The organism is Bradyrhizobium sp. McL0616, assembly GCF_049993385.1.
Lineage (GTDB): Bacteria > Pseudomonadota > Alphaproteobacteria > Rhizobiales > Xanthobacteraceae > Bradyrhizobium.
This window is the reverse complement of sequence record NZ_CP188255.1, coordinates 1,492,036-1,512,685: the sequence shown is the minus strand read 5'-3', so window position 1 is coordinate 1,512,685 and position 20,650 is coordinate 1,492,036. Positions and strand designations below refer to the sequence as shown.

Here is a 20,650-nt window from a genome sequence, read left to right as displayed (position 1 = left end):
AATAACATTTACATAGCTAGCCCATCCCGCGATTTTGTCAAGCTGGCCGCCCGACAGGTCTGCCGAATTATTTGCGCAATTTTATTTCGGTTTGCCCCAGGGGCCGCCGGGCGGCACGCCAGAACCGGAGGGGGCCTCCGGTGGCACCGGCGGCGGCTCGGCGCTGTTCGCCGGCGGACGGCGGTCAGTCGGAAAGCCGAGCCCTCGCAGATAAATCAGCACCTCGGCTTCGAGCAACTCATCCGGCGACATCGGCAGTTTTCGCCGCGCGGCGTCGCCCCGGGAGAACAGTGACGCCACGCCATGCGCCATCGACCAGATGTGCAGCGCCATCATCATCGCCGGCGGCCGCGGCATGCCGGGCGGAGCGAGTGCTGCAAGCCGCTCGGCCGCAGCACGAATGACGTTAAATGCGCGCTCGCTTGCGGCTTGCAGGGCTGCATTGGCGTCGACCGGCAGACCCGATTCGAACATCGCGTTGTAGAAAGCCGGCTCCTCGCGGGCGAAGGCGAGATAGGCCCGGCCGACACGCTCGAATGCCGTGACGGTGTCGGGCCGCCCGTCGTCCCAGGCCGCCGTCAGCCGCGCCTCGAACTGCTCGAAGCCGCGCTGCGCGATCGAGGACAACAACTCGTCACGATCGCGAAAATGCCGGTAAGGCGCCGCCGCGCTGACGCCGGCCATGCGCGCGGCATCGGCAAAGGTGAAGCCCGCCGCGCCCTTCTCGGCGATCAGCCCGAGGGCGGCCTGCAACAAGGCTTCCTTCAGATTGCCGTGGTGATAGCCGCGCTCGGCGCGGCGCTCTTCCTTGCGCCAGCTCATGTGAACGAGCTTTACATGAGCTGGATGTGAAGGTCACTAGCGCCGACCGGATTTGATTAACCCGTATTTGCCGCAGACGAGGCTCTAGAGCCCCGTTCCGATGGAATCGGAACAGGGCTCTAGCTTCCTGTTTTGACGCATTTCCTCTACGCGAACCGGTATCCACTGCGCTCGAAAACGCTCTAGCCGCCCGGGATCGGCAGCACCGGCATGATCTCGACGCGTTCGCCGGGGAAGATCGCGAAGTGCGGGTGGTTCTCGAACATCTTTGCGGCGGCCTCGTGGGACGCGGCGCGGACCACGGTGAAGGCGCCCATCTCGTTGGCGATGTCAGTTGTGCCCTTCCCGTCGACCTTCTTGGTCTTGCCGAGCGGCCCGCCCATTGCCTGGATCGCGCCCTGGTGCTTTTCGACCCAGGCCTTCCAGGCGGCGATGCCCTCTATTTCCTTTGCCTTGCGCTCGGCCTCGGACAGCGCATTCCACGCGGCCATGTTCGAGCTCGTCTTGCTGCCGAGGAAAACGGCGAGATAGGTGTCAGTGCTCATCGGTTCTCTCCCTGTGTTGACGGATTGACGACGGCCGCGAGGCCGCGTTGGTTATTTCCTCTTCAGGTCCCCAAAGCCGGCGACGACCTCCTGCACTTCCGGCGAAAAGTCGCTCATCTCCTGTACCTGGCGGATCTCGATCACCTCGTTGGGTGATCCCGGGCACTTCTTGGCCCAGGCGATCGCCTCCGCGCGCGAGGCGACTTCGATCATCCAGTAGCCGCCCAGGACTTCCTTGGCTTCGATGAAGGGGCCGTCGGTCACAACAGGCTCGCCGGTCGCAAAGGAGACGCGGGCGCCCGTCGAGGGCGGATGCAGGCCGTCGAGCGTGATCAGCACGCCGGCATCCTTGAGCGCCTCGTTGTAGCGCATCATCGCGGCGACGCGCTCGGGATCGAGTTGCACGTCCGCTGGCGCGCTCTCGTAACCGAGCGGGATCATCAGCATCATGAATCGCATGGAAGTCCTCTTTGGCTTCGTGATTCCGGGACGCGCCGTCAGGCGCAAGCCCGGAATGACAACGGTACCTTTGTAAGACGAATGGCCTTTTATGGAACCGACACGGCTACGAGAATTATTTTGAAGGTCATTGCGCCGGCCGCCGGCGCGCCGGCGGGCATCACCAGCCAGATCAACCTGCTCGCGCTCAACGCCACGATCGAATCGGCGCGCGCGGGCGAGGCCGGCCGCGGCTTTGCGGTGGTCGCTTCCGAGGTGAAGAACCTCGCCAACCAGGCCAAGCAGGCGACCGACACGATCACGTCGGAAATCGACGCGCTGAACACCATCTCGGGCGACGTCGCGAGCTCGCTGACCGCGATCAAGGTCGCGATCGCCGGCGTCAACGAGTTCATCGCCTCCACCGCCGCCGCGGTCGAGGAACAGAGCATCGTGACCTCGGACATGTCCTCGAACATGCAGCGCGCGGCGGCGGAGCTGTCCTAAGTAGCCCTTGCTCTCCACCCGTCATCCTGAGGCGCTCGCCGTGCAAAGCACGGTGAGCCTCGAAGCATGGATTGGCCCCAGATCCAGCCGGGCCGTCGCCCTTCTTGCCAGAACGAAAGCGAAGTAAAAGCGCTGGCCGCCCGTGCGGCTTCCGTTCCGACAGAAGGACAGACCAGCCAATGCCTCAAGCCCCGCAAAAAGTCGCCCTCGTCACAGGAGCCGCGCGCGGCATCGGACTTGCGACCGCGAAGAAATTCCTGATCGAGGGCTGGCGCGTGGCGCTGCTCGACATCGAGGGCGAATTGCTCGGCCGTGCCGTTGCCGAAATCGGCCAAAGCGAGGTGACGCTGGCGCTGACCTGCGATGTCTCGGACGTAGCTGCGGTCGGCGCAGCGATGAAGGCCGTCGAACAGCGCTTCGGTCGGCTCGATGCGCTGGTGAACAATGCCGGTATTGCCGTGTTCGCGCCGCTGATGGAGACCTCGGAGGCCGACTGGCGCCGCGTGCTCGAGGTCAATTTGACCGGCCCGTTCCTCTGCACCAAGGCCGCGGTGCCGCTGCTGCGCGACAGCGATGGCGGCGCCATCGTCAACATCACCTCGATCTCGGCGGTGCGCGCCTCGACGCTGCGCTCGGCCTACGGCACCAGCAAGGCGGGCCTCGCCCATCTGACCAAGCAGCTCGCGGTCGAACTCGCCTCGCTCAACATCCGCGTCAACGCCGTGGCGCCGGGGCCGGTCGACACCGCGATGGCGAAGCAGGTGCACACCAAGGAGATCCGCGCCGACTATCACGACGCCATTCCGCTCAACCGCTATGGTCTCGAAGAGGAACTCGCGGAGGCGATCTTCTTTCTGTGTTCCGGGCGGTCGAGCTACATCACCGGCCAAATTTTGGCCGTCGATGGCGGCTTCGATGCGGCGGGTATCGGCCTGCCGACGCTGCGCGGGCAGCGGCGGAACGGGTAGGAGTGCTGCATGCAACGCGCCGCTTTCGTCACGCTCACGATGCTCGCGACCGCGTTGCTCGCGGCAACGCCCGCTTCCGCCGAGGTCCGCATCATCCAGAGCCCCGGCGGACAGGTCGGGCCGTTCCTCGATCTGTTCGAGAAGGTGCGCGCCAGCGGCGAGCGCGTGGTGATCGACGGTCCCTGCCTCTCCGCCTGCACGCTGGTGCTCAGCATCGTGCCGGGCGAGCGCATCTGCGTCACCAGGCGCGCCGTGCTCGGCTTCCATGCGGCGCGCTCGGTCGACCGGCGCGGGCGTTTCTATACGGAACCGGAAGCGTCCGAAGCCGTACTGCAGGCCTATCCCGGCCCGGTGCGCGACTGGATCAGCCGCCGCGGCGGCCTGACTGCGCGGCTGCTTCTGTTGAAGGGACGCGACCTCGCCGCGATCTATCCGCTCTGTCGATGATGCGGCGACGACGGGCGGCAATCGGTTCCCTGCGCGTATCGTGACCCTAGCGGACGCGGCTGCCGTCCGATGATTGAGCAGATGTCGCTCACAGATGGCGGTGACCGTCGCGGCACCGCAACTATGTCGTTCCCATGATCGTCGTGATGGGCATGAGCTTCATGCTAATTGCATTGTTCATCAGCTGACGAACGACGCGTTGCGCCGGCAGAATGCAACCACGTCTGTGAACCGCGTCACACTAAAGCCCAGTTGGATTGGCATACATCAGACGAAGCGACACCGACGTCCGCGGAGATATTCATGACCAGCACCGGAACCGACGGAGATGCCGGTTCGCAAGCTCAGTCATCATTTTTGCGGAAAGGCAGCGAGCAAGCTTTCACCCTGACATTCCTGATCACGAGCGCCGTCATGACCATCGGCTGGCTCTACGCGCTCACGCAGGGAGCCATGGCCGCCACAAACTGGCTGTTCTTCTAATAGAAGAGAATCTGGATCATCGGCGCAAGTTTCATGCTGGCGCAGATGAGCATTCCCCAAAGAGCAAAATTGATTTGTAGCGCCGCTGCCATCGGTCGCTCCCTTCCAAGTCACGCCCGCCCCAATTTGTAGTTATTGTGAATAGAATTAGCGATTCTGTCGCGAAGTTCACAGCCTATTATTGCGCCAGTTGTTGTGCGATGCAGTCCGCTTCATGGCGAAGACGCTCGCACTGTTCTTGCGGCGTGAGGCGAGAGCACGAATCCATATTCGGCCATGTCGGCGTCGTCGTTTTCCCTTAAGTCCCGACTAATCGTTGCGATGCAAAGTTTTCCACGCGGTTTGCGTGGTGCGTACCGCACAGCAGGTCCGGCATGACCCGACACATTCTTGTTTTGCTCAGTTTTTGCGCAACGCTCGCGGGATGCACAGCCGCACCGGCGGCGGAGCGTCGTCCGATCGCATGGGACGGGCTCGGCCAGGATCCCAATCGTCCGGCTGTCACAAACCGCCGCGTTACGAATCGCGCAGCGCCGGAGAGCGACCCCAATCCGGAGCGGCGACGCGTGCTGGCCACGCTGCGCCCCTACTCCAACGCATGGTGGGCGGTCCATGACGAGATCGAGGCCGAGAACGACAGGCAGCTCGGCTCGAAGCTCGTGATCTGCCGTCGCTGCGTTGCCGAGCCGCCGAGCGAGGACACGACCGGATCAATCCGCTGAGACCGATCCGCTGAGACAATGTCCGGCGGGCGACGTGATTGCGGCTCTGCCCGCCCCCTCTCTCACAAGATATCGAGAGAGGGCGGCTCAACGCATCACGCCCCGGCTCACATCCCCTCGGCCGGGCAGTTCACCATCCAGGGAATGCCGAACTTGTCGACGCACATGCCAAAGCCCTTAGCCCAGAAGGTCTTGCTGAAGGGCATGGTGACGGTGCCGCCATCTGCGAGCGCGTTGACTTGCGCTCGGCGTCCGCGACGTCCGTGACCGTCAGCGAGATCGAAAAGCCCTGCGGCTTCTCGATATGCTCCGGCGGCGCGTCGGAGGCCATCAGCACGCTGCCGCCGGGCAGCGACATCCGCGCATGCATGATCGTCTTCTCGCGGCCGGGCGTCCCCGACGGCATGTCCGGCGGCGCGTCCGAGACCCGCAACAGCATCTCAATCTTGCCGCCAAGAACCTTGGCATAGAAGTTGAACGCCGCTTCGCAGGTGTCCTGATAGAACAGATAGGGATTGAGCATCGTTTCTCTCCTTTTGCTTTCCTCGGGCGTACAGAGCGTTACTTCTCGGTCAGCTTCTTCAAGCTGACGAGACCTGCCTCAAAGTCCTTGCCGATCATGCTGTCCATGTTCATGAAAACCTGCATCAGCTTGGACATGAAGGGCGCCGGACCGTACATCGCCCATGTGACCAGTGTGGCATCGCCTTGCGGCACAAAGGTGAACTCGGCGGTGTTGTGGCCTTCGAACGGCCGCTCGAAGTCGAGCTTGATGCGCAGCTTCGACGGCGTGGTCGCCTCGAGAATCTCCATATGGCCGGCGCCGACATTGTTGTTGCCGTCCCAGGCATAGGTCGCGCCCTTGCCTGACGCGGTTGCTCCGAAGATACGCTTCATGGCGGGGTCGCGATCCTCATAAGGCGACCAGCTCATCCAGAAACGAAAATCGGCAACCTGGGGATAAATCGCAGCGGCGGGCGCCTTCACGGCGAGCGAGCGTTCGACTCGGAAGGTATCGGGCTTGGTGAGGGCGAAGACGAGGACGGCCGCGATCCCGACCGCGAGCACGATGGCGATGACGGCAACGGCTTTCAGCATAAGTGGCTCCCTGGATACGGGCTAAGGACGAAGGGGAAGGGCTGGGGCCGACAATTCGAAATGGGATTTTTTTCAAGACATATCCACCCGTCATGGCCGGGCATGACGACGTGATGGCACGGTCGCCCTACTTCGCCTTCGCGCCCTGCCGGGCGCCGCCATTGGTCCCCTTCGGCTGGCTGTCCTTGATCAGGCGATCGATGTGCATGCGGATGTGGGCGGCTTCCGCCGAGGTATTGGCGAGCGCGATGGCGCGGTCGAAGGCGATGCGGGCTTCGTCGTTGCGGCCGAGCTGCATCAGGAAGGCGCCGCGCACGCCGTAGAAGTGGAAATAGTTGGCGAGCCTGGGGGCGAGCGGCTCGATCAGATCGAGCGCGGCTTGCGGCCCGCGCACCTTGGAGACCGCGACCGCGCGGTTGAGCGTCACCACCGGCGAAGGCTGCACCACTTCCAGCGCGCCGTAGAGCAGGTCGATCTGGGCCCAGTCGGTCTCCTCCGGCGTCAACGCGCGGGCATGCAACGCGGCGATCGCGGCCTGGATCTGGTAGGGCCCGCTGCGTCGGTGGCGCATCGCCTTGTCGATCAGCGCCAGGCCCTCCGCGATCATGGTGCCGTTCCACAGCGAGCGATCCTGGTCGTCCAGCAGGATCAGCGAACCGTCCGCGGCAAAGCGCGCGGCGCTGCGCGCATGCTGCAACAGGATCAGAGCTGTCAGCCCCATGATCTCCGGTTCGCTCTGGAACAGGCGCAGCAACAGACGCCCCAGCCGGATTGCCTCCTCGCACAGCGGCTTGCGCAACTCGGCGGTGTCACCGCTCGCCGAATAGCCCTCGTTGAAAATCAAATAGATCATCGCCGCAACGCCGGCGAGCCGTTCGGAACGCTCGACCGGGCCGGGCGTCTCGAAGGGAACGCCGGCATCCGCGACCTTGGCCTTGGCGCGGGTGATGCGCTGCTCCATCGCGGCTTCCGAAACCAGGAAGGCACGCGCGATCTGCTTCACGGTGAGACCGGAGACGATGCGCAGCGCGAGCGCAATCTGCTGCGTCGCCGGCAGTTGCGGATGGCAGCAGATGAACATCAGCCGCAAAATGTCGTCGCGATAGTGCGAGCCGTCGAGCCGCTCGGCGAGTGCGCCCTCGGCGTCGCCGAGATCGGAGATCGCCTGGTCGTCCTCCGGCAGCGGCTGCTGCCTGCGGGCACGGCGCACCTCATCGATCGCAACGTTGCGGCCGACCATGATCAGCCAGGCCGCGGGATCGCGCGGCGGTCCGTTTTGCGGCCAGGTTTTCAGCGCACGAAGACTGGCGTTCTGGAAGGCCTCCTCGGCGGTATCGAGATCGCGGAAATAGCGGAGCAGTGCACCGACCGCCTGCGGACGCGCCGAGGTCAGCGCGGTCTCGATCCAGGCGGTGTCGGTCTCGCTCACGTCAAACTCCCTCCCGGCCTGAACACGCCGACCGGGCGCACCTCATAGGCGCCGCCGGGATTGGCCGCGCCGAGGTCGCGCGCGACGTCGAGGGCCTCGTCGAGATTCTTGCAGTCGACGATGTAGAAGCCGAGCAATTGCTCCTTGGTCTCGGCATAGGGGCCGTCGAGCACCAGCGGCGGGTCTTCCTTGCGCAACGTCGCCGCCGCAGTGGTCGGCAGCAGCCGCGCGACGGGGCCGAGCCGGCCCTGCTTTGCGAGATTCTCCTGCACCACGGCGAGCTTCTTCATCACGGCTTCGTCCTGGTCCTTGCTCCAGGAGCCGACGAAGTCCTCATCGTGATAGCAAAGGATCGCATAAAGCATGGGCAGCACCTTCCCTGAACTCTTGTTTTGAAGACGATCCAATATGCCCGGCCCCGACAGAGCTGCGGAAAAAATTTGCAAGAAAAATCCGGCAGATCGTGCCAAGGAGGGCCTTTCGAAGCGGAACCGACGAGGCACCTGGAATGACCAAAGGCACACTGGCCGTCCTGATCAACAGCACGCAGCAGAACTGGCTGCCGGAGCGCTGGAAGGCCCGGTTCGACGTGGTCTGCGGCGGCCGCCGCGTGGTGCTGCTGCCCGATGCCGGGCTCGATCCGGCCGAGGTGCACTATGCCGCGGTGTGGAAGCCGGTGCCGGGCGACCTCGGCTCCTTCCCCAATCTGCGCGCGATCTTCAATCTCGGCGCTGGCGTCGACGCGCTGATGGCGGACAAGAGCCTGCCTGATGTGCCGCTGGTCCGCGTCGCCGTGCCTGATCTCACCAACCGCATGACCGAATATGTCGTTCTGCACGTCCTGATGCATCACCGCCAGGAGCTCTATCTGCGGGCCTCGCAGCGCGACAAGCGCTGGGAGCCGACGTATCAGTGGCCGGCGAGCGCAGTCACGGTCGGCGTCATGGGACTGGGCACGCTCGGCGCTGATGCGGCCGATGTGCTGCGGCGGCTCGGCTTTCGTGTCGTCGGCTGGAGCCGCAGCCCGCGCACCATCGAAGGCGTCGAATGCTTCCATGGCACCGCTGGGATGGACACCTTCCTGCGCGCGACCGACATCCTCGTCAGCCTGTTGCCACTGACGCCTGATACAAACGGCATCCTCAACCGCGACGTCTTCACAAAGCTCAATCGCACCAGCCCACTCGGCGCGCCCGTGCTGATCAATGCCGGCCGTGGCGGCTTGCAGAACGAGGCCGACATGCTGGCCTGTCTCGACGACGGCACGCTGGGCGCCGCATCGCTCGACGTCTTCGTGCAGGAACCGCAACCAAAAGACAGCCGGTTCTGGACCCATCCGAAGGTGCTGCTGACCCCGCACAATGCGGCCGACACCGACGCCGACGCGATCTCGGCCTATGTCGCCGAGCAGATCGCGCGGTTTGAGGCAGGTGGGGCGTTGGAAAATGTGGTGGACCGGATAAGAGGGTATTAGCCCCGGCGCGCAACACATACTCAGTGTCGTCCCGGCGAAGGCCGGGACCCATACCGCGTGATCCATCGATCGTGATTGGTCGCAGTACCGAACGACGATTGCCTGCCAAACTACTCCCTGGGGTTATGGGTCCCGGCCTTCGCCGGGACGACAGCGGAGCCCACCATCACATCAATCGCGCCCTTCACGATCGCTTCCAGCTCCTTGCGCGTCACGCGCGCGCGCGAGCGGATGGCGACGGTGTGGATTGTGGCTGATGCGAGTTGCGCCAGCACGGTGGGATCGGCGCTCTCCGGCAACTCACCCTTTTCCTTGGCGCGGCGGAAGCAACTCGCAAAGGCCTTGTCGAGCTCCGACAGGCCCTCGAGCACCATGGCGCGGATCTCGGGATCACCGACCGCTTCGGAGGCCGCTGTCACCACCGTAAAGCAGCCGCGCGGGCCGGTCTCGCCGGAGAGATAGATGTTCAGCGCGGAGGCGTAGATGCGCTCCAGCCGCTGGCGCACCGGCATCTCCTCGCGAAAGATCGCGACCATCGATGCGCGCGCGTCCTCGCGGTAGCGCTGGTAGCTCTTGATGTAGAGCTCGCGCTTGTCGCCGAAGGCGCCATAGAGGCTCGGCCGGTTCATACCGGTCGCTTCGCTGAGATCGTCGAGCGACGTTGCCGCAAAGCCCTGCTTGCGAAAGAGGTCTAGCGCCTTGCCAAGCGCGACATCGGGCTCATAGGCGCGCGGACGGCCGCGGCGCTTCGGTTCGTTGGCAGTAGCTGGCGGCTTTGATTTTTGTACCATTTCGCAAAATAATCCTTGACCACCCCCATACTATGCAAGATGGTACAAAAATCAATCTGGCCAGGTTGAGCGACACTCACAACGAGGAATTGCCCAAGGAGGTTACAGATGGATCTTTATTTCTCGCCGCTCGCCTGTTCGATGGCGACGCGCGTTGCGCTGTATGAGGCTGGCGCCAAGGCGAACTATCTCGAAGTCGATCCGCCGACCAAGACAGTGCTGCGCGACGGCTCCGACTTCCGCGCCGTGAACCCGATCGGCCTTGTCCCGACGCTGCGCACCGACGAGGGCGTGGTGCTGACCGAGAACGCGGCGATCCTGCAATATGTCGCCGACCGTTTTCCGCAATCCGGCCTCGGCGCGGCAGCGGGCATCGATCGCACGCGGCTGCATCAATGGCTCTGCTTCATCGGCACCGAGCTGCACAAGGGCCTGTTCGTGCCCGTGCTCGACCGCAAGGCGCCGCAGGAAGTGAAAGCCTACGTGCTGGAAAAGAACCTGTCGCGGCTCGACTATCTCGACAACTACCTTGAGGGACGCGAGTTCCTGCTCGACCATTTCAGCGTGGCCGACGCCTATCTCGTGACGGTCATCAACTGGACCATGGCGACGCCACCGATCGAGCTCGCCAAATGGCCGAACGTGAAGGCCTATTACGAGCGCCTGCGCCAGCGGCCTTCGGTCGCGAAAGCAGTCGCGGAAGAGTTCGAGCTTTACAAGGCCGAGCTCGCGCGGAAGAAGGCTGCGGCGTAAGCCAAAGTCACGCCTGATATTTCGCATACCAGCGACGTCGCCCCGGCCAACCGGGGCGGCGTCAAATTTTTTTGAGCGATTCAAAAACCACCATCATACCGTGCCTACGCGCCGCACCTTGCCCAAAGCGCGATGTCGCGCCATACAAGCGTCGCGATACGCGACCATCGAATACAAGCAATAATTGATCTGCTGAATGCCCTCTCCTTCCGCGATTTTGCTCTGAGGACGACACGGCACCGTTGCCGACGGCCTTAAACGCGAAGCATGGGCCAAGCTGGAATAAGAACAATGCCAGATCCTCTGCGAATTTTTCGTTCAGCGAAACGCGCCGCGTTTGCTGCGCTCGCCCTCACCGCACTCACGCAAACAGCACTCGCCGCCGACAAGCCGCCACTCAATCCCGATCCGCCGGCGCCGCTCGCAACGACCTCGCGCGTGTCTGCGACCATCGAGTTCGGCCTGCCTGCGCTCGCCAAGGCGATCGAGCAGGATATCCCGCAGCGGCTTGCCACCATCGACGAGCGCGTCAACTGCGTGCATCGCCGCGTGCTGATGTTTCGCGTCAACGCCAATTGCGACGTGTTCGGCTTCGTCAACCGCACCAGCGGCGTCTCGCTCTATGGCCGCGGCGACCGCGTCTTTGGCGCAGTCTCGATCTACGGCGCGGCCGAAGGCCAGGGCGCCAACCGCTTCACCGCGCGCATCCGCGGTGAGACCGAAGCGCGCGCGACCATCGAGGCCGAGGCGCGGCCCGCGCTGCGCAAGGACTGGTCACTCGACCTGAACTTCAGCGACTCCTTCCACTGGAGCGAAGCGCCCTATCTGCACGTGCTCGGCCGCGAGATCGACCTTGCGCCGTACGTCGAGCCGCGCATCCGCGCCCAGCTCGCGCGCGTGCGATCGCGCGCTCTGGCGGCCGTGAAGAAGCTCAATCTTCGCGACAAGGCGACGGCGGCCTGGGCGCATGCGTTCGAGCCGGTGAAGCTTGCCGATGAACCACCTGTCTGGCTGCAAGTGACGCCGGAGAACGCTGCCTTCGCCGGCGTGCGCGCCAATGACAAGGTTCTGTCGGGTTCGCTCGAACTCTCCGGCACCGCCGTGACGTCGATCGGGCCGCAGGGCGCGAGCGTCACGCCGACGGCCTTACCGCCGCTCGGCACCGATGTGACCGCGCCAGGAACGTTCGACGTCATCCTGCCCGTCCGCATCGGATATGACGCGATCAAGGACAAGATCAGCCAGGCGATCGCCGCGCTTCCGGCGCAGGACATCGCGTTGCGCGAGGTGCAGGTCTATCCGTCCTCGGGCAAGCTGGTGATCGGCCTGCGCATTGCAAAGACGTCGGATAGCGATCCCAATGCGGGCCAGTGGACCTACCTCTCCGGTGCGCTCAGGGTGGACGATGCCAGCAAGAGCGTCGCGCTTGCCGATCTCGGTATCGCCGCGCAGGACGGCGAACCGAATCCGGCCTTGCAAGCGATCGCCGCGCAGTTGAAGCAGGCCGTGAACATCGACTACGGCGTCTCCTACCAGAACCTGCTGATGGCGGCGAACCAGCGGCTGACGCGCCCGCTCAAGGACGGCTTTCGCATGGAAGGCAAATTGTCCTCGGTGCAGTTCGACAGGGCGCTGCTGCTCGCCGACGGCATCACGCTCGCGCTGCGCGCCAGCGGCGACCTGAAGATCCTGTACGGGATGTGACCATGAGCAGGAATGGATCACAGATGCCCTTCATCGCCCGCGCGACCATAGCTGCACTCGTCATATTCGCCGCCGGTGTCGCGGCAGCCCGCGCGCAGTCGGCCTTCTACGACGCGCCGGCATCGCTCGCCGACGGCCCGCCCGGCAGCCTGGTGCGGCAGGAGCCGATGGACGGCGCGCCACTCGGGGCCTCGACTTATCGCGTGCTTTACCGCTCGACCGGACTGAGGGGCGAGCCAATCCTCGTCTCAGGCGTCGTCATCGTTCCGCCGGGCCCACCGCCGCCCGGCGGTCGTCCGATCGTCGCCTGGGCGCATCCGACGTCGGGCATCGTGCCGCGCTGCGCGCCGTCGCTCGCGATCTTCCTGTTCCAGCAGATCCAGGGGCTGCGCTCGATGGTGGGGCGCGGCTACATCGTCGCTGCGACCGACTATCCTGGGCTCGGCACGCCGGGCCCGCATCCTTATCTCGTCGGAGAGAGCGAGGGCCGCGCCGTGCTCGACATCGTGCGGGCGGCGCGCGACCTGCCCGGCGCGGGCGGGGCCAAGGATTTTACGTTGTGGGGGCACTCGCAGGGCGGACAGGCGGTGTTGTTTGCCGGACAGCTGGCGCCGACCTATGCGCCCGATCTCCATCTGCTCGGCGTCGCTGCGGCTGCGCCCGCGACCGACCTCGCCACGCTGATGAGCGACGACATCAATTCGGTCGGCGGCAAGAACATCACGGCGATGACGCTGTGGTCCTGGCATCGCGTCTACGACGTTGCGCTCGACAACATCGTCGATCCGCGCGCGCTGCCGGTGATCAACCGGCTGGCGCGCGAATGCATCGAGGGACCCTTCGACATCTTCGTCCGGCAGCGCACCGAGCGGCCGCTCCAGCAATATTTCCTGACCGTCCCCGATCCGACCAAAGGTGAGCCCTGGCACTCGCTGCTGGAGAAGAACAGCGCCGGCACATTGCCGCCCGCCCTCCCTGTGTTCCTGGCGCAGGGGACTGTCGATCAGATCATCCGGCCGGCGGTCACGCGCGCCTATATGGACCGACTGTGCAAGGCGGGCAGTCCGGTGAGAATGGTCGTCCTTCGCAACATCGGGCACGGCCGCGCCGCGCAGGCGAGCACCATGGCCGCGATGAACTGGATGACCGATCGCTTTGCGGGCAAGGCGGCGCCCAACGACTGCGGCCGCTAGGCTGCCGCCATGGACGTGGCGGATCAGAGGACCGCACCCGGAACCGGTCACTACCTCGGCGGTTGCAGCACGATCCCATAGCGACCGTATATCCGATCGATCGTACCGTCGTTGTGCAGCCGTTCCAGCGCTCCGTCGATCGCCTCGCGCAACGCATCATCCGGGCGGACCATGCCGACCGCGACATTCCAGTTGAGGTCGGCCACACCCTCGTCGCGATCCAGTATCCGAAGTGCCTTGTCCGGATGCGTCAGGTTGAAATAGCTTGCCGCGGTGGGCGTGACCGCGGCGGCATCGATCTCATGGTTTGACACAGCATCGAGGCTATCGGTCTCGAAGCCGAACGTCGATGTCGGTACGCGCCGTTGACCGATGATCATTGCTGCGACGGACCCGACCTGCACTCCCACCTTGGTGGATTCGTTGAGGCTCCCGAGCGAGGTCAGCGCGCTGGATGACGGCACTGCCAGCACGACGCCCGTGCGATAATACGGTTTCGATATCCTCAAGCGGGTTTCGCCTTGCGCTTCGCGGTCGGCGATGACGTCGAGCACGATGTCGCAGCCGGCACTGCGCATCTGGTACTGCGTGATGATCCAGTCGAGCCTGAGCGAGACGCCAAGCTCGCGTGCGAACGCGCCGCCCAACTCGATCTGAAATCCCGGAGGGTCGCCGGCCTTGTTGGCGAAGGGCAGCGAGTTGGGGTGGGCGCATAGTCCGAGCACACCGGAGTCGCGGATCGCACCGAGGGAACGGGCCTGCGCCACGCCAATTAGTCCCAGCAGGACGCCGACCACGAAGAGGAGACAGGTCTTCATGAGATTTCCGGTGTGGATCAGTACTGGTTTGCTGGCTCAGCCTTCAGTTGGCTTCAGGGCACGGATGTATTTGACGATTTCGTCGATCTGCGCATCGCTGAACGACGCGCCGAAGGCGGGCATCGCGCCTTCCTTGCCGTTCTTGATGCGGTTGCGCATGAAGTCGTCATCTCGCCTGGTGTCCATGAGCTGCGGCCCCTTGCCGGCGGCGCGACCGCCGGCGGAGTGACACCAGCCACAGGTCGTCGCGAACAACTGTCCGACATCGAGCTCTCCACTATCGGGCGCGGGCGGCGGAGGCTGCTGCGCGCGAGACGGCAGGGCTGAAATCGTGAGAAGCAGCACGGCAAGTGTCGGCGTCGACAATGTCGCAATGTTCCGAGCCAATCGCATACCGGCCAAACTACCTCTCAGGACTCCAATTCGCCTCAAGGCTCATCAGCCCCGCTTTGACGGGAGGGAGCGGCATCACGCCGTTCCCTCTCAATGTCACGAGGCCCTTATTTCAGACTGTAGACGACGAGCGCGCCGTCGTCGCGCGGCATGCTCTTGTAGACGCCGCCGAAGGTCGGCGCGTAGTCATCCGAAGCCATGCCGCCGAAGCCGGCGACGACCGCGATGAACTGTTTGCCATTGACGGAATAGCTGATGATGCCGCCTTGATGGCCGGTGCCGTCGCCGTGGCTCCACAGCTCGGCACCGGAGTCGGCATCGTAGGCATGAACTGTGCCCCGCGAATCCGGCACGAACACCAGATTGCCTCCGGTCGACAATACGCTTCCGAGCGGTGGCTCGGGGAAGCGGACTTCCCACTTCTTGGCGCCGGTGATGGGGTCGCGCGCGTCGAGATGGCCATAGATCTCACCACCAGGCGGCGGCGCGATCTTGAAGTCGGCGCCGATGTTGAGCTGAGCCTGAGGAGCAACGATCGGAGTCGTCTTCTGAACTTCGAGCGTCATGCACCATTCCTGGCCGAGCTTGTAGTAGAGCCCCGTCTTCGGGTTGTACGACCCGGCATTCCAGCTCACTCCACCGGAAATGTGCGGGCACAACGGCTCGGAAACCTTGCCTGCGGGGAAGTCGCGACGGCCAATCAGCTCACCCGTCTTAGGATCAATGTCCTTGACGAAATTGCTGTTCTGCGTGATCCGCCAGACGTTCTTGACGCCGAGGTTGCGGTCATAGACGAAGATGTATCCGCTCTTGTTCGGATGGATGACGTACTTCTGGCCGTCGCGATCGAGCATCACGAACTCGCCGACCGCGCTGTCGAAGTCCCAGGCGTCGTGAGGCAGCTCCTGGTGATAGGATTTCAGCTTGCCGCTATCGATATCGAGCGCGATTACCGAGGTGGTGTAGAGATTGTCTCCCGGACGCGCACCCTGCGTCTTGTAGTCGGTTCCCGACCAGTCGTAGAGCGGCGCCGGGTTGGCAGTGCCCCACAGGACTGTGTTGTTCTCGGCATCGTAGGTCCCCGGCATCCATCCGCCGCCACCGCCAGTGCGCCAGGAGTCATTGCCCCAGGTCTTCATGGCGTCGTCGGTGCCGGCAACCGTCAGAAATTCCCATTTCTTCTTGCCGGTGGTGGCATCGACACCGAAGATCGGACCCCGGCCCGGCCACTCGCCGCCCTGCGAGCCGATCACCACCGTGCCTTTGGCGTAAAGCGGCGCTCCGGTGAACCCAACGGTCAGCTTCTGGGAATCAATCAGCTTGGTGTCCCACATGACCTTTCCGGTCTTCATGTCGAGCGCGATGAGATGGCCATCCATTGTCCCCACATAGACCTTTCCCTCGCCGAGGGCGGCACCGCGATTGTAGGGCGAATGGGTCTGCCGCGCGACCAAGGCTTCATCCAGCTCGGGGAAGTAGGACCAGATCACCTCGCCGGTAGCGCCGTTCAGCGCAAAGGTGCGGCTATAGGAGCCGGTGTAGTAGAGCACGCCATCGGCCGCGAGCGGCATCGATTGCAGCCCCCGGGTCGAACGTCCGGGGATGTGGATCCAGGCGACACCCAGATTGTTCACATTACCGGTATTGATCTGTGAGAGGGGACTGTAGTGATACGACTTGTATGAACCGTGATAGGTGAGCCAATCGTTCTGACCGGCGGCCTCGATCCGGGCCGTGTCCACGGATTGAGCCAAAGCCGCCGACGCCGCAAGCGTTGCACCGACAAGAGCAGGCAAACCCGAGTTACGCCACTGCTTCCTCATATGCATTTCCTCCCGCTTTCGTGTTTGTTGATTGCGTGATGAGCGCCGCTGCGAGGGATGTTTGCAGTTCAGTACGCGTTGATCTTTCTCCATCGGACATGAGCTGCCAACGGATGTCCCCCTCTTTCGACGCATATCGCCAAAGGAGCTACGTTCACTGGAGTGGTTGTTGTTGCACTTCTGCGCGCGGATATAGAGTACGCCTGATCAAAGAGAGTGCAAAGACGGAATGCGCGCAGGGCGTGAATTTGATGCGTGAGAGCGAACTAAAACGGCAGCGGCGCTGACCGTTTCGTCTCAATCGACAAATCTCGAACCGAGCGGGTTATCCGTACAGCACGCGCGGCAGCACCGTGACGGTGCGCGGCCGGAGCGTCAGCAGCAGCACGAAGCCGATCATGATGACGCGATACGGCGGCGTGACGCAGACGATACAGCCGAGCCCGTCACCTCATCCCGCGCGTCCATAGATCGCAACCGCATTGTCTGAAGACACCAATCCACTCTCGATGTCGCCGCACACACTTTCCGGCGCGCGTTCCCGGGGATCGCCGATGCCGGCACCGCCCGGCGTCATCACCACCAGCCGGTCATCAGGCGGCACGGTCTGAAAGCCCTTGCCGCGCATCTTCTGTCCGGACTTCAAGCCGACATAGCCGGCCTCACCGTTTCGGCCACCGTCGCGGCCGCGCGGCGGATGATCGATGCGGTCGAAGGCTGCGAGGATGTCGAACGGCGCATCGATGCCGCTGCCGACCTCGATGATCTGGCCGAGGCCGCCGCGCGTGCGCCCTGCCCCGCCAGAGTCAGGACGCAGCTCCTTGCGCCAGAAGATCAGCGGCGTCTGCGTCTCCGCGATCTCGACCGGCGTGCCGCGCACGCCGCTGGGATAGGCGGTCGCCGACAACCCGTCCTTTGCAAAGCGCGCGCCGGTGCCACCATTGGAGGTCACCGCCATCGAGAACCCGTAGTTGCCGCCGGCGCCGCTGCGGGTCTGTCCGCGCACGTTGAGATTCCACAGGCACGAAGTGCCTTCGGCCGGCACGCGCTCGGGAATGATCTGGCGCAGGCAGCCGAACACGACGTCGGGCAGCATCTGGCCGACGATATGGCGCGACGCCACCGGCGCGGGTTTTGGTGCATTCAGAATGGCGCCTAGCGGCGCCGACACCGTCAGCGGCGAGAGCGAGCCCGCATTGTTCGGGATCTGCGAGGCGACGACACAGCCGAGGCCGAACACCGTGTAGGCCGTAGTGTAGGACAAGGGCACGTTGATGCCGAACTTCGAGGCGGCCGAGGTACCTTCAAAATCGACATGAATGCCCGTATCCGAAATCGTCAGCGTCGCGGCCAGCGTGACCGGCGCGTCATAACCGTCGACGATCATGGAGTTGCGCCAGCTGCCCTTCGGCAGCTTTGCGATCTCGGCGAGCACAGCCTCGCGCGAGCGATCGCAGATGTAGTCGCCGAGCTCGTCGAGCGTATCGATCTCGAATTCGGTCATCATCTCGACCAGGCGCTCGCAACCGACGTCGTTGCAGCCGGCGAGCGAATAGGTGTCGCCCTCGGTGTCGATCGGCAGCCGCGTGTTGGTGCGGATCATCGCCATCAGCGTCTCGTTGACCACGCCCTGGTCGATCAGCTTCAGCATGGGAATGTAGAGCCCCTCCATGAACACATCGGTGGCGTCGGGCCCGAAGCCGATGCCGCCGATGTCCATCAGATGGCTGGTGCAGGAGAACAGCGCGACGACCTTGCCGTCCTTGAAGCAGGGCGTGGTGACGACGAAATCGTTGAGATGGCCGGTGCCCATCCAGGGATCGTTGGTGATGTAGGCGTCGCCTTCCTTCATCGTCTCGATCGGGAAATGCGCGATGAAGAGCTTGACCGATTCCGCCATCGAGTTGACGTGGCCGGGCGTGCCCGTCACCGCCTGCGCCAGCATCCGGCCCTTGAGGTCGAACACGCCGGCGGAGAGATCACCGCATTCGCGCACGATCGGGCTGAAGGCGGTGCGGAGCAGCACCTGCGCCTGCTCCTCGACCACGGCGATCAGCCGGTGCCACATGATCTGAAGGTCGATCAGGCTCGCGCCGCTTGCCTTGCTCATGATCAGGCCGCCTTCCGTTCCATGACGATGCTGCCGGCCCCGTCGATATGGGCGTCAAAACTGGTGGAGACGAAAGTGGATGTCTCGTCCTCGGCGATCACGGCAGGGCCCGCGATGGTCGCGCCCGGCGCCATGTCCTCGCGGCGATAAAGCGGGATGTCGATCACCTGGCCCGCCCGGCCGTCGAAGAACTTTCGGCTGCCGGATGCTTTACCGGCAGGCTTGCGCGCAACGGCGGCAACAACAGACGGATTGCGCGCGTCCGTCGTGGCAAGCACCGACCAGCTCAGGACCTCGACCGCAGCGCCCGGGATCGGACGCTCGAACATCGCAGAGTAGTTCGCCTCGAACTTCTCGCGCAAGCCGGCGAGATCGGCCGAATTCAGCCGCCGGTTCGGCAGCTCGATCGTGATCTCATGACCCTGGCCGACATAGCGCATGAAGGCCGCGCGACGTTCGCGCACGGGTGCACCGGCTGCGCCGGGCTCGACCAGCGCACGCGCTTCGGTCGCCATTTCCTGCAGGAGGTCGGAGACCGCATCAGTGTCGAAATCATCGAGCCGGACGTGACGGCTGCGCACCAGCTCATAAGCGATCGGAGCCGCAAGGAATCCGACGGCCGAGCCGACACCGGCATTCGAGGGCACGATCACCCGGGAGACGCCGATCTTCTCGGCGACGCGCGCCGCGTGCAGCGGTGCGGCACCACCGAAGGCGATCAGCGTGTGCTGGCCGACAATGGCGCCGCGCTCGACGGCGTGCACGCGTGCGGCGCTCGCCATGTTCTCGCAGACGACCTCGTGCACGGCATAGGCCGCTGTCTCCGCCGACAGGCCCAGCGGCTCGCCGACGGCGCGCAGCAGTGCCTGTTTCGAAAGCTCCGGGTCGAGCTTGATCGTGCCGCCCGCAAAGGCGTCGGGATCGATCATGCCGAGGGCTACGTCCGCATCCGTCACGGCGGGACGCTGGCCACCGCGGCCATAGCAGGCCGGTCCCGGCTCTGACGAGGCGCTCTCGGGGCCGACGGTAACGCGCTTCATCGCATCGACATGCGCGATGGAGCCGCCGCCGGCGCCGATCTCGACCATCTCGATCACGGGAATGCGAACCGGCAGGCCGGAGCCTTTGAGGAAGCGCGCGGCGCGATCGACCTCGAACACGCGTGAGGTCTCGGGCTGATATTTTTCGATCAGGCAGATCTTTGCCGTGGTGCCGCCCATGTCGAAGGACAGCACCTTGCTCTCACCAAGACGCGCTGCGATCTGCGCCGCGAAAATCGCGCCGCCGGCCGGGCCGGATTCGACGAGACGAACCGGAAAGCGCCGCGCCGTCTCGATCGAGGTAACGCCGCCGCCGGAGGTCACGAGATAGATCGCGCCGCGGTACTGCTCGACCTGCAAGGCATCGGACATCCGCGCGAGATAGCCGTCGATCAGCGGCTGCACATAGGCGTTGGCAACTGCCGTCGACGTCCGCTCATATTCGCGGATTTCCGGACACACCGCAGACGACATCGTCACGGCGATGCCAGGCATCTCCTCACTGATGATCGCGGCGGCGCGCCGCTCATGCTCGGGATTCGCGTAGGAATGCAGGAATGCGATGGCGACGCTCTCGACGTTGAGCGCACGCAATCTCGGCGCGAGCGCGCGCACTGCTGCTTCCTCGAGCGGGAGGCGGATGGCGCCGTGCGCGTCGATGCGCTCGGGCACGGTGAAGCGCAGATTGCGCGGCGCCAGCGGCCTCGGCTTGTCGATCGACAGATCGTATTGGTCGTAGCGGCTCTCGGTGCCGATATCGAGCACGTCGCGAAAGCCGTCGGTCGCGATCAGCGCGGTCTTGGCGCCGCGCCGCTCGATGATCGCGTTGGTCGCGAGCGTGGTGCCGTGAATGAAGACGTCGATGTCGCTGATATGGGCACGCGCATCGGCGAGGATGAGGCGCATCCCGTCCAGCACCGCCTGTTCGGGCCGCTGCGGCGTCGTCAGCAGCTTGCGCGTCTTGCGCGCCTCGCCCACGTCCAGCACGATATCCGTGAACGTGCCGCCGATATCGACGGCAAGCCGCACCTCGGCTCCCTCAAGCATTCCAAAACTCTCCGTACTGATCGTCAAATTGCGCGAAAATGGCAG

Annotated in this window: 20 protein-coding genes and 2 pseudogenes; 9 read left to right on the top strand and 13 right to left on the bottom strand. The window is 64.3% G+C overall.

Features of this window, described 5'->3' with window-relative positions; genetic code table 11:
- Positions 1-81 precede the first annotated feature (81 nt).
- The 3 genes from ACPPVR_RS07300 to ACPPVR_RS07290 form a co-directional block, all read right to left on the bottom strand.
- Positions 82-822, bottom strand: coding sequence for a TetR/AcrR family transcriptional regulator (locus ACPPVR_RS07300; RefSeq protein WP_426613561.1), 741 nt, complete (start codon positions 820-822; stop codon positions 82-84).
- Between the two features lie 182 nt (positions 823-1,004).
- Positions 1,005-1,367: a hypothetical protein gene (locus ACPPVR_RS07295; protein WP_426613560.1), complete on the bottom strand. Its 363-nt coding sequence runs from the start codon at positions 1,365-1,367 to the stop codon at positions 1,005-1,007.
- A gap of 51 nt (positions 1,368-1,418) precedes the next feature.
- Positions 1,419-1,826 (bottom strand): YciI family protein, encoded by a 408-nt coding sequence (locus tag ACPPVR_RS07290; protein WP_426613559.1) that lies wholly within the window; start codon positions 1,824-1,826, stop codon positions 1,419-1,421.
- 153 nt (positions 1,827-1,979) lie between these two features.
- Between ACPPVR_RS07290 and ACPPVR_RS07285 the strand changes: the two are divergent.
- The 5 genes and pseudogenes from ACPPVR_RS07285 to ACPPVR_RS07265 form a co-directional block, all read left to right on the top strand.
- Positions 1,980-2,312: pseudogene (locus ACPPVR_RS07285) on the top strand (methyl-accepting chemotaxis protein); the annotation flags it as partial.
- A gap of 179 nt (positions 2,313-2,491) precedes the next feature.
- On the top strand, positions 2,492-3,280 hold the full coding sequence (locus ACPPVR_RS07280; RefSeq protein ID WP_426613558.1) for an SDR family NAD(P)-dependent oxidoreductase: 789 nt from the start codon (positions 2,492-2,494) through the stop codon (positions 3,278-3,280).
- Positions 3,281-3,289: 9 nt separating this feature from the next.
- Positions 3,290-3,727 (top strand): hypothetical protein, encoded by a 438-nt coding sequence (locus ACPPVR_RS07275; protein ID WP_426613557.1) that lies wholly within the window; start codon positions 3,290-3,292, stop codon positions 3,725-3,727.
- Positions 3,728-4,030: 303 nt separating this feature from the next.
- Entirely contained in the window at positions 4,031-4,210 is a 180-nt protein-coding gene (locus ACPPVR_RS07270) for a hypothetical protein (RefSeq protein ID WP_426613556.1), read from the top strand.
- Between the two features lie 374 nt (positions 4,211-4,584).
- Positions 4,585-4,932 carry a hypothetical protein gene (locus ACPPVR_RS07265; RefSeq protein ID WP_426613555.1) on the top strand — a complete coding sequence of 116 codons (348 nt, stop codon included), beginning with the start codon at positions 4,585-4,587 and terminating at the stop codon, positions 4,930-4,932.
- A gap of 107 nt (positions 4,933-5,039) precedes the next feature.
- Here ACPPVR_RS07265 and ACPPVR_RS07260 read toward each other — a convergent pair.
- The 4 genes and pseudogenes from ACPPVR_RS07260 to ACPPVR_RS07245 all read right to left on the bottom strand — a co-directional run bounded on the left by ACPPVR_RS07260 (position 5,040) and on the right by ACPPVR_RS07245 (position 7,824).
- Positions 5,040-5,455: pseudogene (locus tag ACPPVR_RS07260) on the bottom strand (VOC family protein).
- A 38-nt stretch (positions 5,456-5,493) separates the two neighbouring features.
- Complete coding sequence (locus ACPPVR_RS07255; RefSeq protein WP_426613554.1) at positions 5,494-6,030, bottom strand: SRPBCC family protein; 537 nt, start codon at positions 6,028-6,030, stop codon at positions 5,494-5,496.
- Positions 6,031-6,157: 127 nt separating this feature from the next.
- Entirely contained in the window at positions 6,158-7,459 is a 1,302-nt protein-coding gene (locus ACPPVR_RS07250; RefSeq protein ID WP_426613553.1) for an RNA polymerase sigma factor, read from the bottom strand.
- Complete coding sequence (locus ACPPVR_RS07245; RefSeq protein ID WP_426613552.1) at positions 7,456-7,824, bottom strand: YciI family protein; 369 nt, start codon at positions 7,822-7,824, stop codon at positions 7,456-7,458. Before ACPPVR_RS07245 ends, ACPPVR_RS07250 begins: the two co-directional genes overlap by 4 nt.
- 143 nt (positions 7,825-7,967) lie before the next feature.
- Between ACPPVR_RS07245 and ACPPVR_RS07240 the strand changes: the two genes are divergently transcribed.
- On the top strand, positions 7,968-8,933 hold the full coding sequence (locus ACPPVR_RS07240) for a 2-hydroxyacid dehydrogenase (protein ID WP_426613551.1): 966 nt from the start codon (positions 7,968-7,970) through the stop codon (positions 8,931-8,933).
- Between the two features lie 110 nt (positions 8,934-9,043).
- Here ACPPVR_RS07240 and ACPPVR_RS07235 read toward each other — a convergent pair whose 3' ends face one another.
- Positions 9,044-9,724 carry a TetR/AcrR family transcriptional regulator gene (locus ACPPVR_RS07235; protein ID WP_426613550.1) on the bottom strand — a complete coding sequence of 227 codons (681 nt, stop codon included), beginning with the start codon at positions 9,722-9,724 and terminating at the stop codon, positions 9,044-9,046.
- A gap of 108 nt (positions 9,725-9,832) precedes the next feature.
- Between ACPPVR_RS07235 and ACPPVR_RS07230 the strand changes: the two genes are divergently transcribed.
- The 3 genes from ACPPVR_RS07230 (at position 9,833) to ACPPVR_RS07220 (ending at position 13,374) form a co-directional block, all read left to right on the top strand.
- Positions 9,833-10,477 carry a glutathione binding-like protein gene (locus ACPPVR_RS07230; protein WP_426613549.1) on the top strand — a complete coding sequence of 215 codons (645 nt, stop codon included), beginning with the start codon at positions 9,833-9,835 and terminating at the stop codon, positions 10,475-10,477.
- Positions 10,478-10,768: 291 nt separating this feature from the next.
- Positions 10,769-12,181, top strand: coding sequence for a DUF4403 family protein (locus ACPPVR_RS07225; RefSeq protein ID WP_426613548.1), 1,413 nt, complete (start codon positions 10,769-10,771; stop codon positions 12,179-12,181).
- 2 nt (positions 12,182-12,183) lie between these two features.
- Positions 12,184-13,374 carry a lipase family protein gene (locus ACPPVR_RS07220; protein WP_426613547.1) on the top strand — a complete coding sequence of 397 codons (1,191 nt, stop codon included), beginning with the start codon at positions 12,184-12,186 and terminating at the stop codon, positions 13,372-13,374.
- 50 nt (positions 13,375-13,424) lie between these two features.
- Here the strand turns inward: ACPPVR_RS07220 and ACPPVR_RS07215 are convergent, their stop codons facing one another.
- From ACPPVR_RS07215 to ACPPVR_RS07195, 5 genes are all read right to left on the bottom strand, one after another.
- Positions 13,425-14,192, bottom strand: coding sequence for a substrate-binding periplasmic protein (locus tag ACPPVR_RS07215; protein ID WP_426613546.1), 768 nt, complete (start codon positions 14,190-14,192; stop codon positions 13,425-13,427).
- Between the two features lie 36 nt (positions 14,193-14,228).
- Positions 14,229-14,558: a c-type cytochrome gene (locus ACPPVR_RS07210; RefSeq protein WP_426613545.1), complete on the bottom strand. Its 330-nt coding sequence runs from the start codon at positions 14,556-14,558 to the stop codon at positions 14,229-14,231.
- Positions 14,559-14,692: 134 nt separating this feature from the next.
- Complete coding sequence (locus ACPPVR_RS07205; RefSeq protein WP_426613544.1) at positions 14,693-16,408, bottom strand: pyrroloquinoline quinone-dependent dehydrogenase; 1,716 nt, start codon at positions 16,406-16,408, stop codon at positions 14,693-14,695.
- A gap of 451 nt (positions 16,409-16,859) precedes the next feature.
- A complete protein-coding gene (locus ACPPVR_RS07200) occupies positions 16,860-18,518 on the bottom strand; it encodes a hydantoinase B/oxoprolinase family protein (protein ID WP_426613543.1) in 1,659 nt (552 codons plus the stop codon).
- Between the two features lie 2 nt (positions 18,519-18,520).
- A complete protein-coding gene (locus ACPPVR_RS07195; protein ID WP_426613542.1) occupies positions 18,521-20,605 on the bottom strand; it encodes a hydantoinase/oxoprolinase family protein in 2,085 nt (694 codons plus the stop codon).
- Between the last annotated feature and the right edge of the window lie 45 nt (positions 20,606-20,650).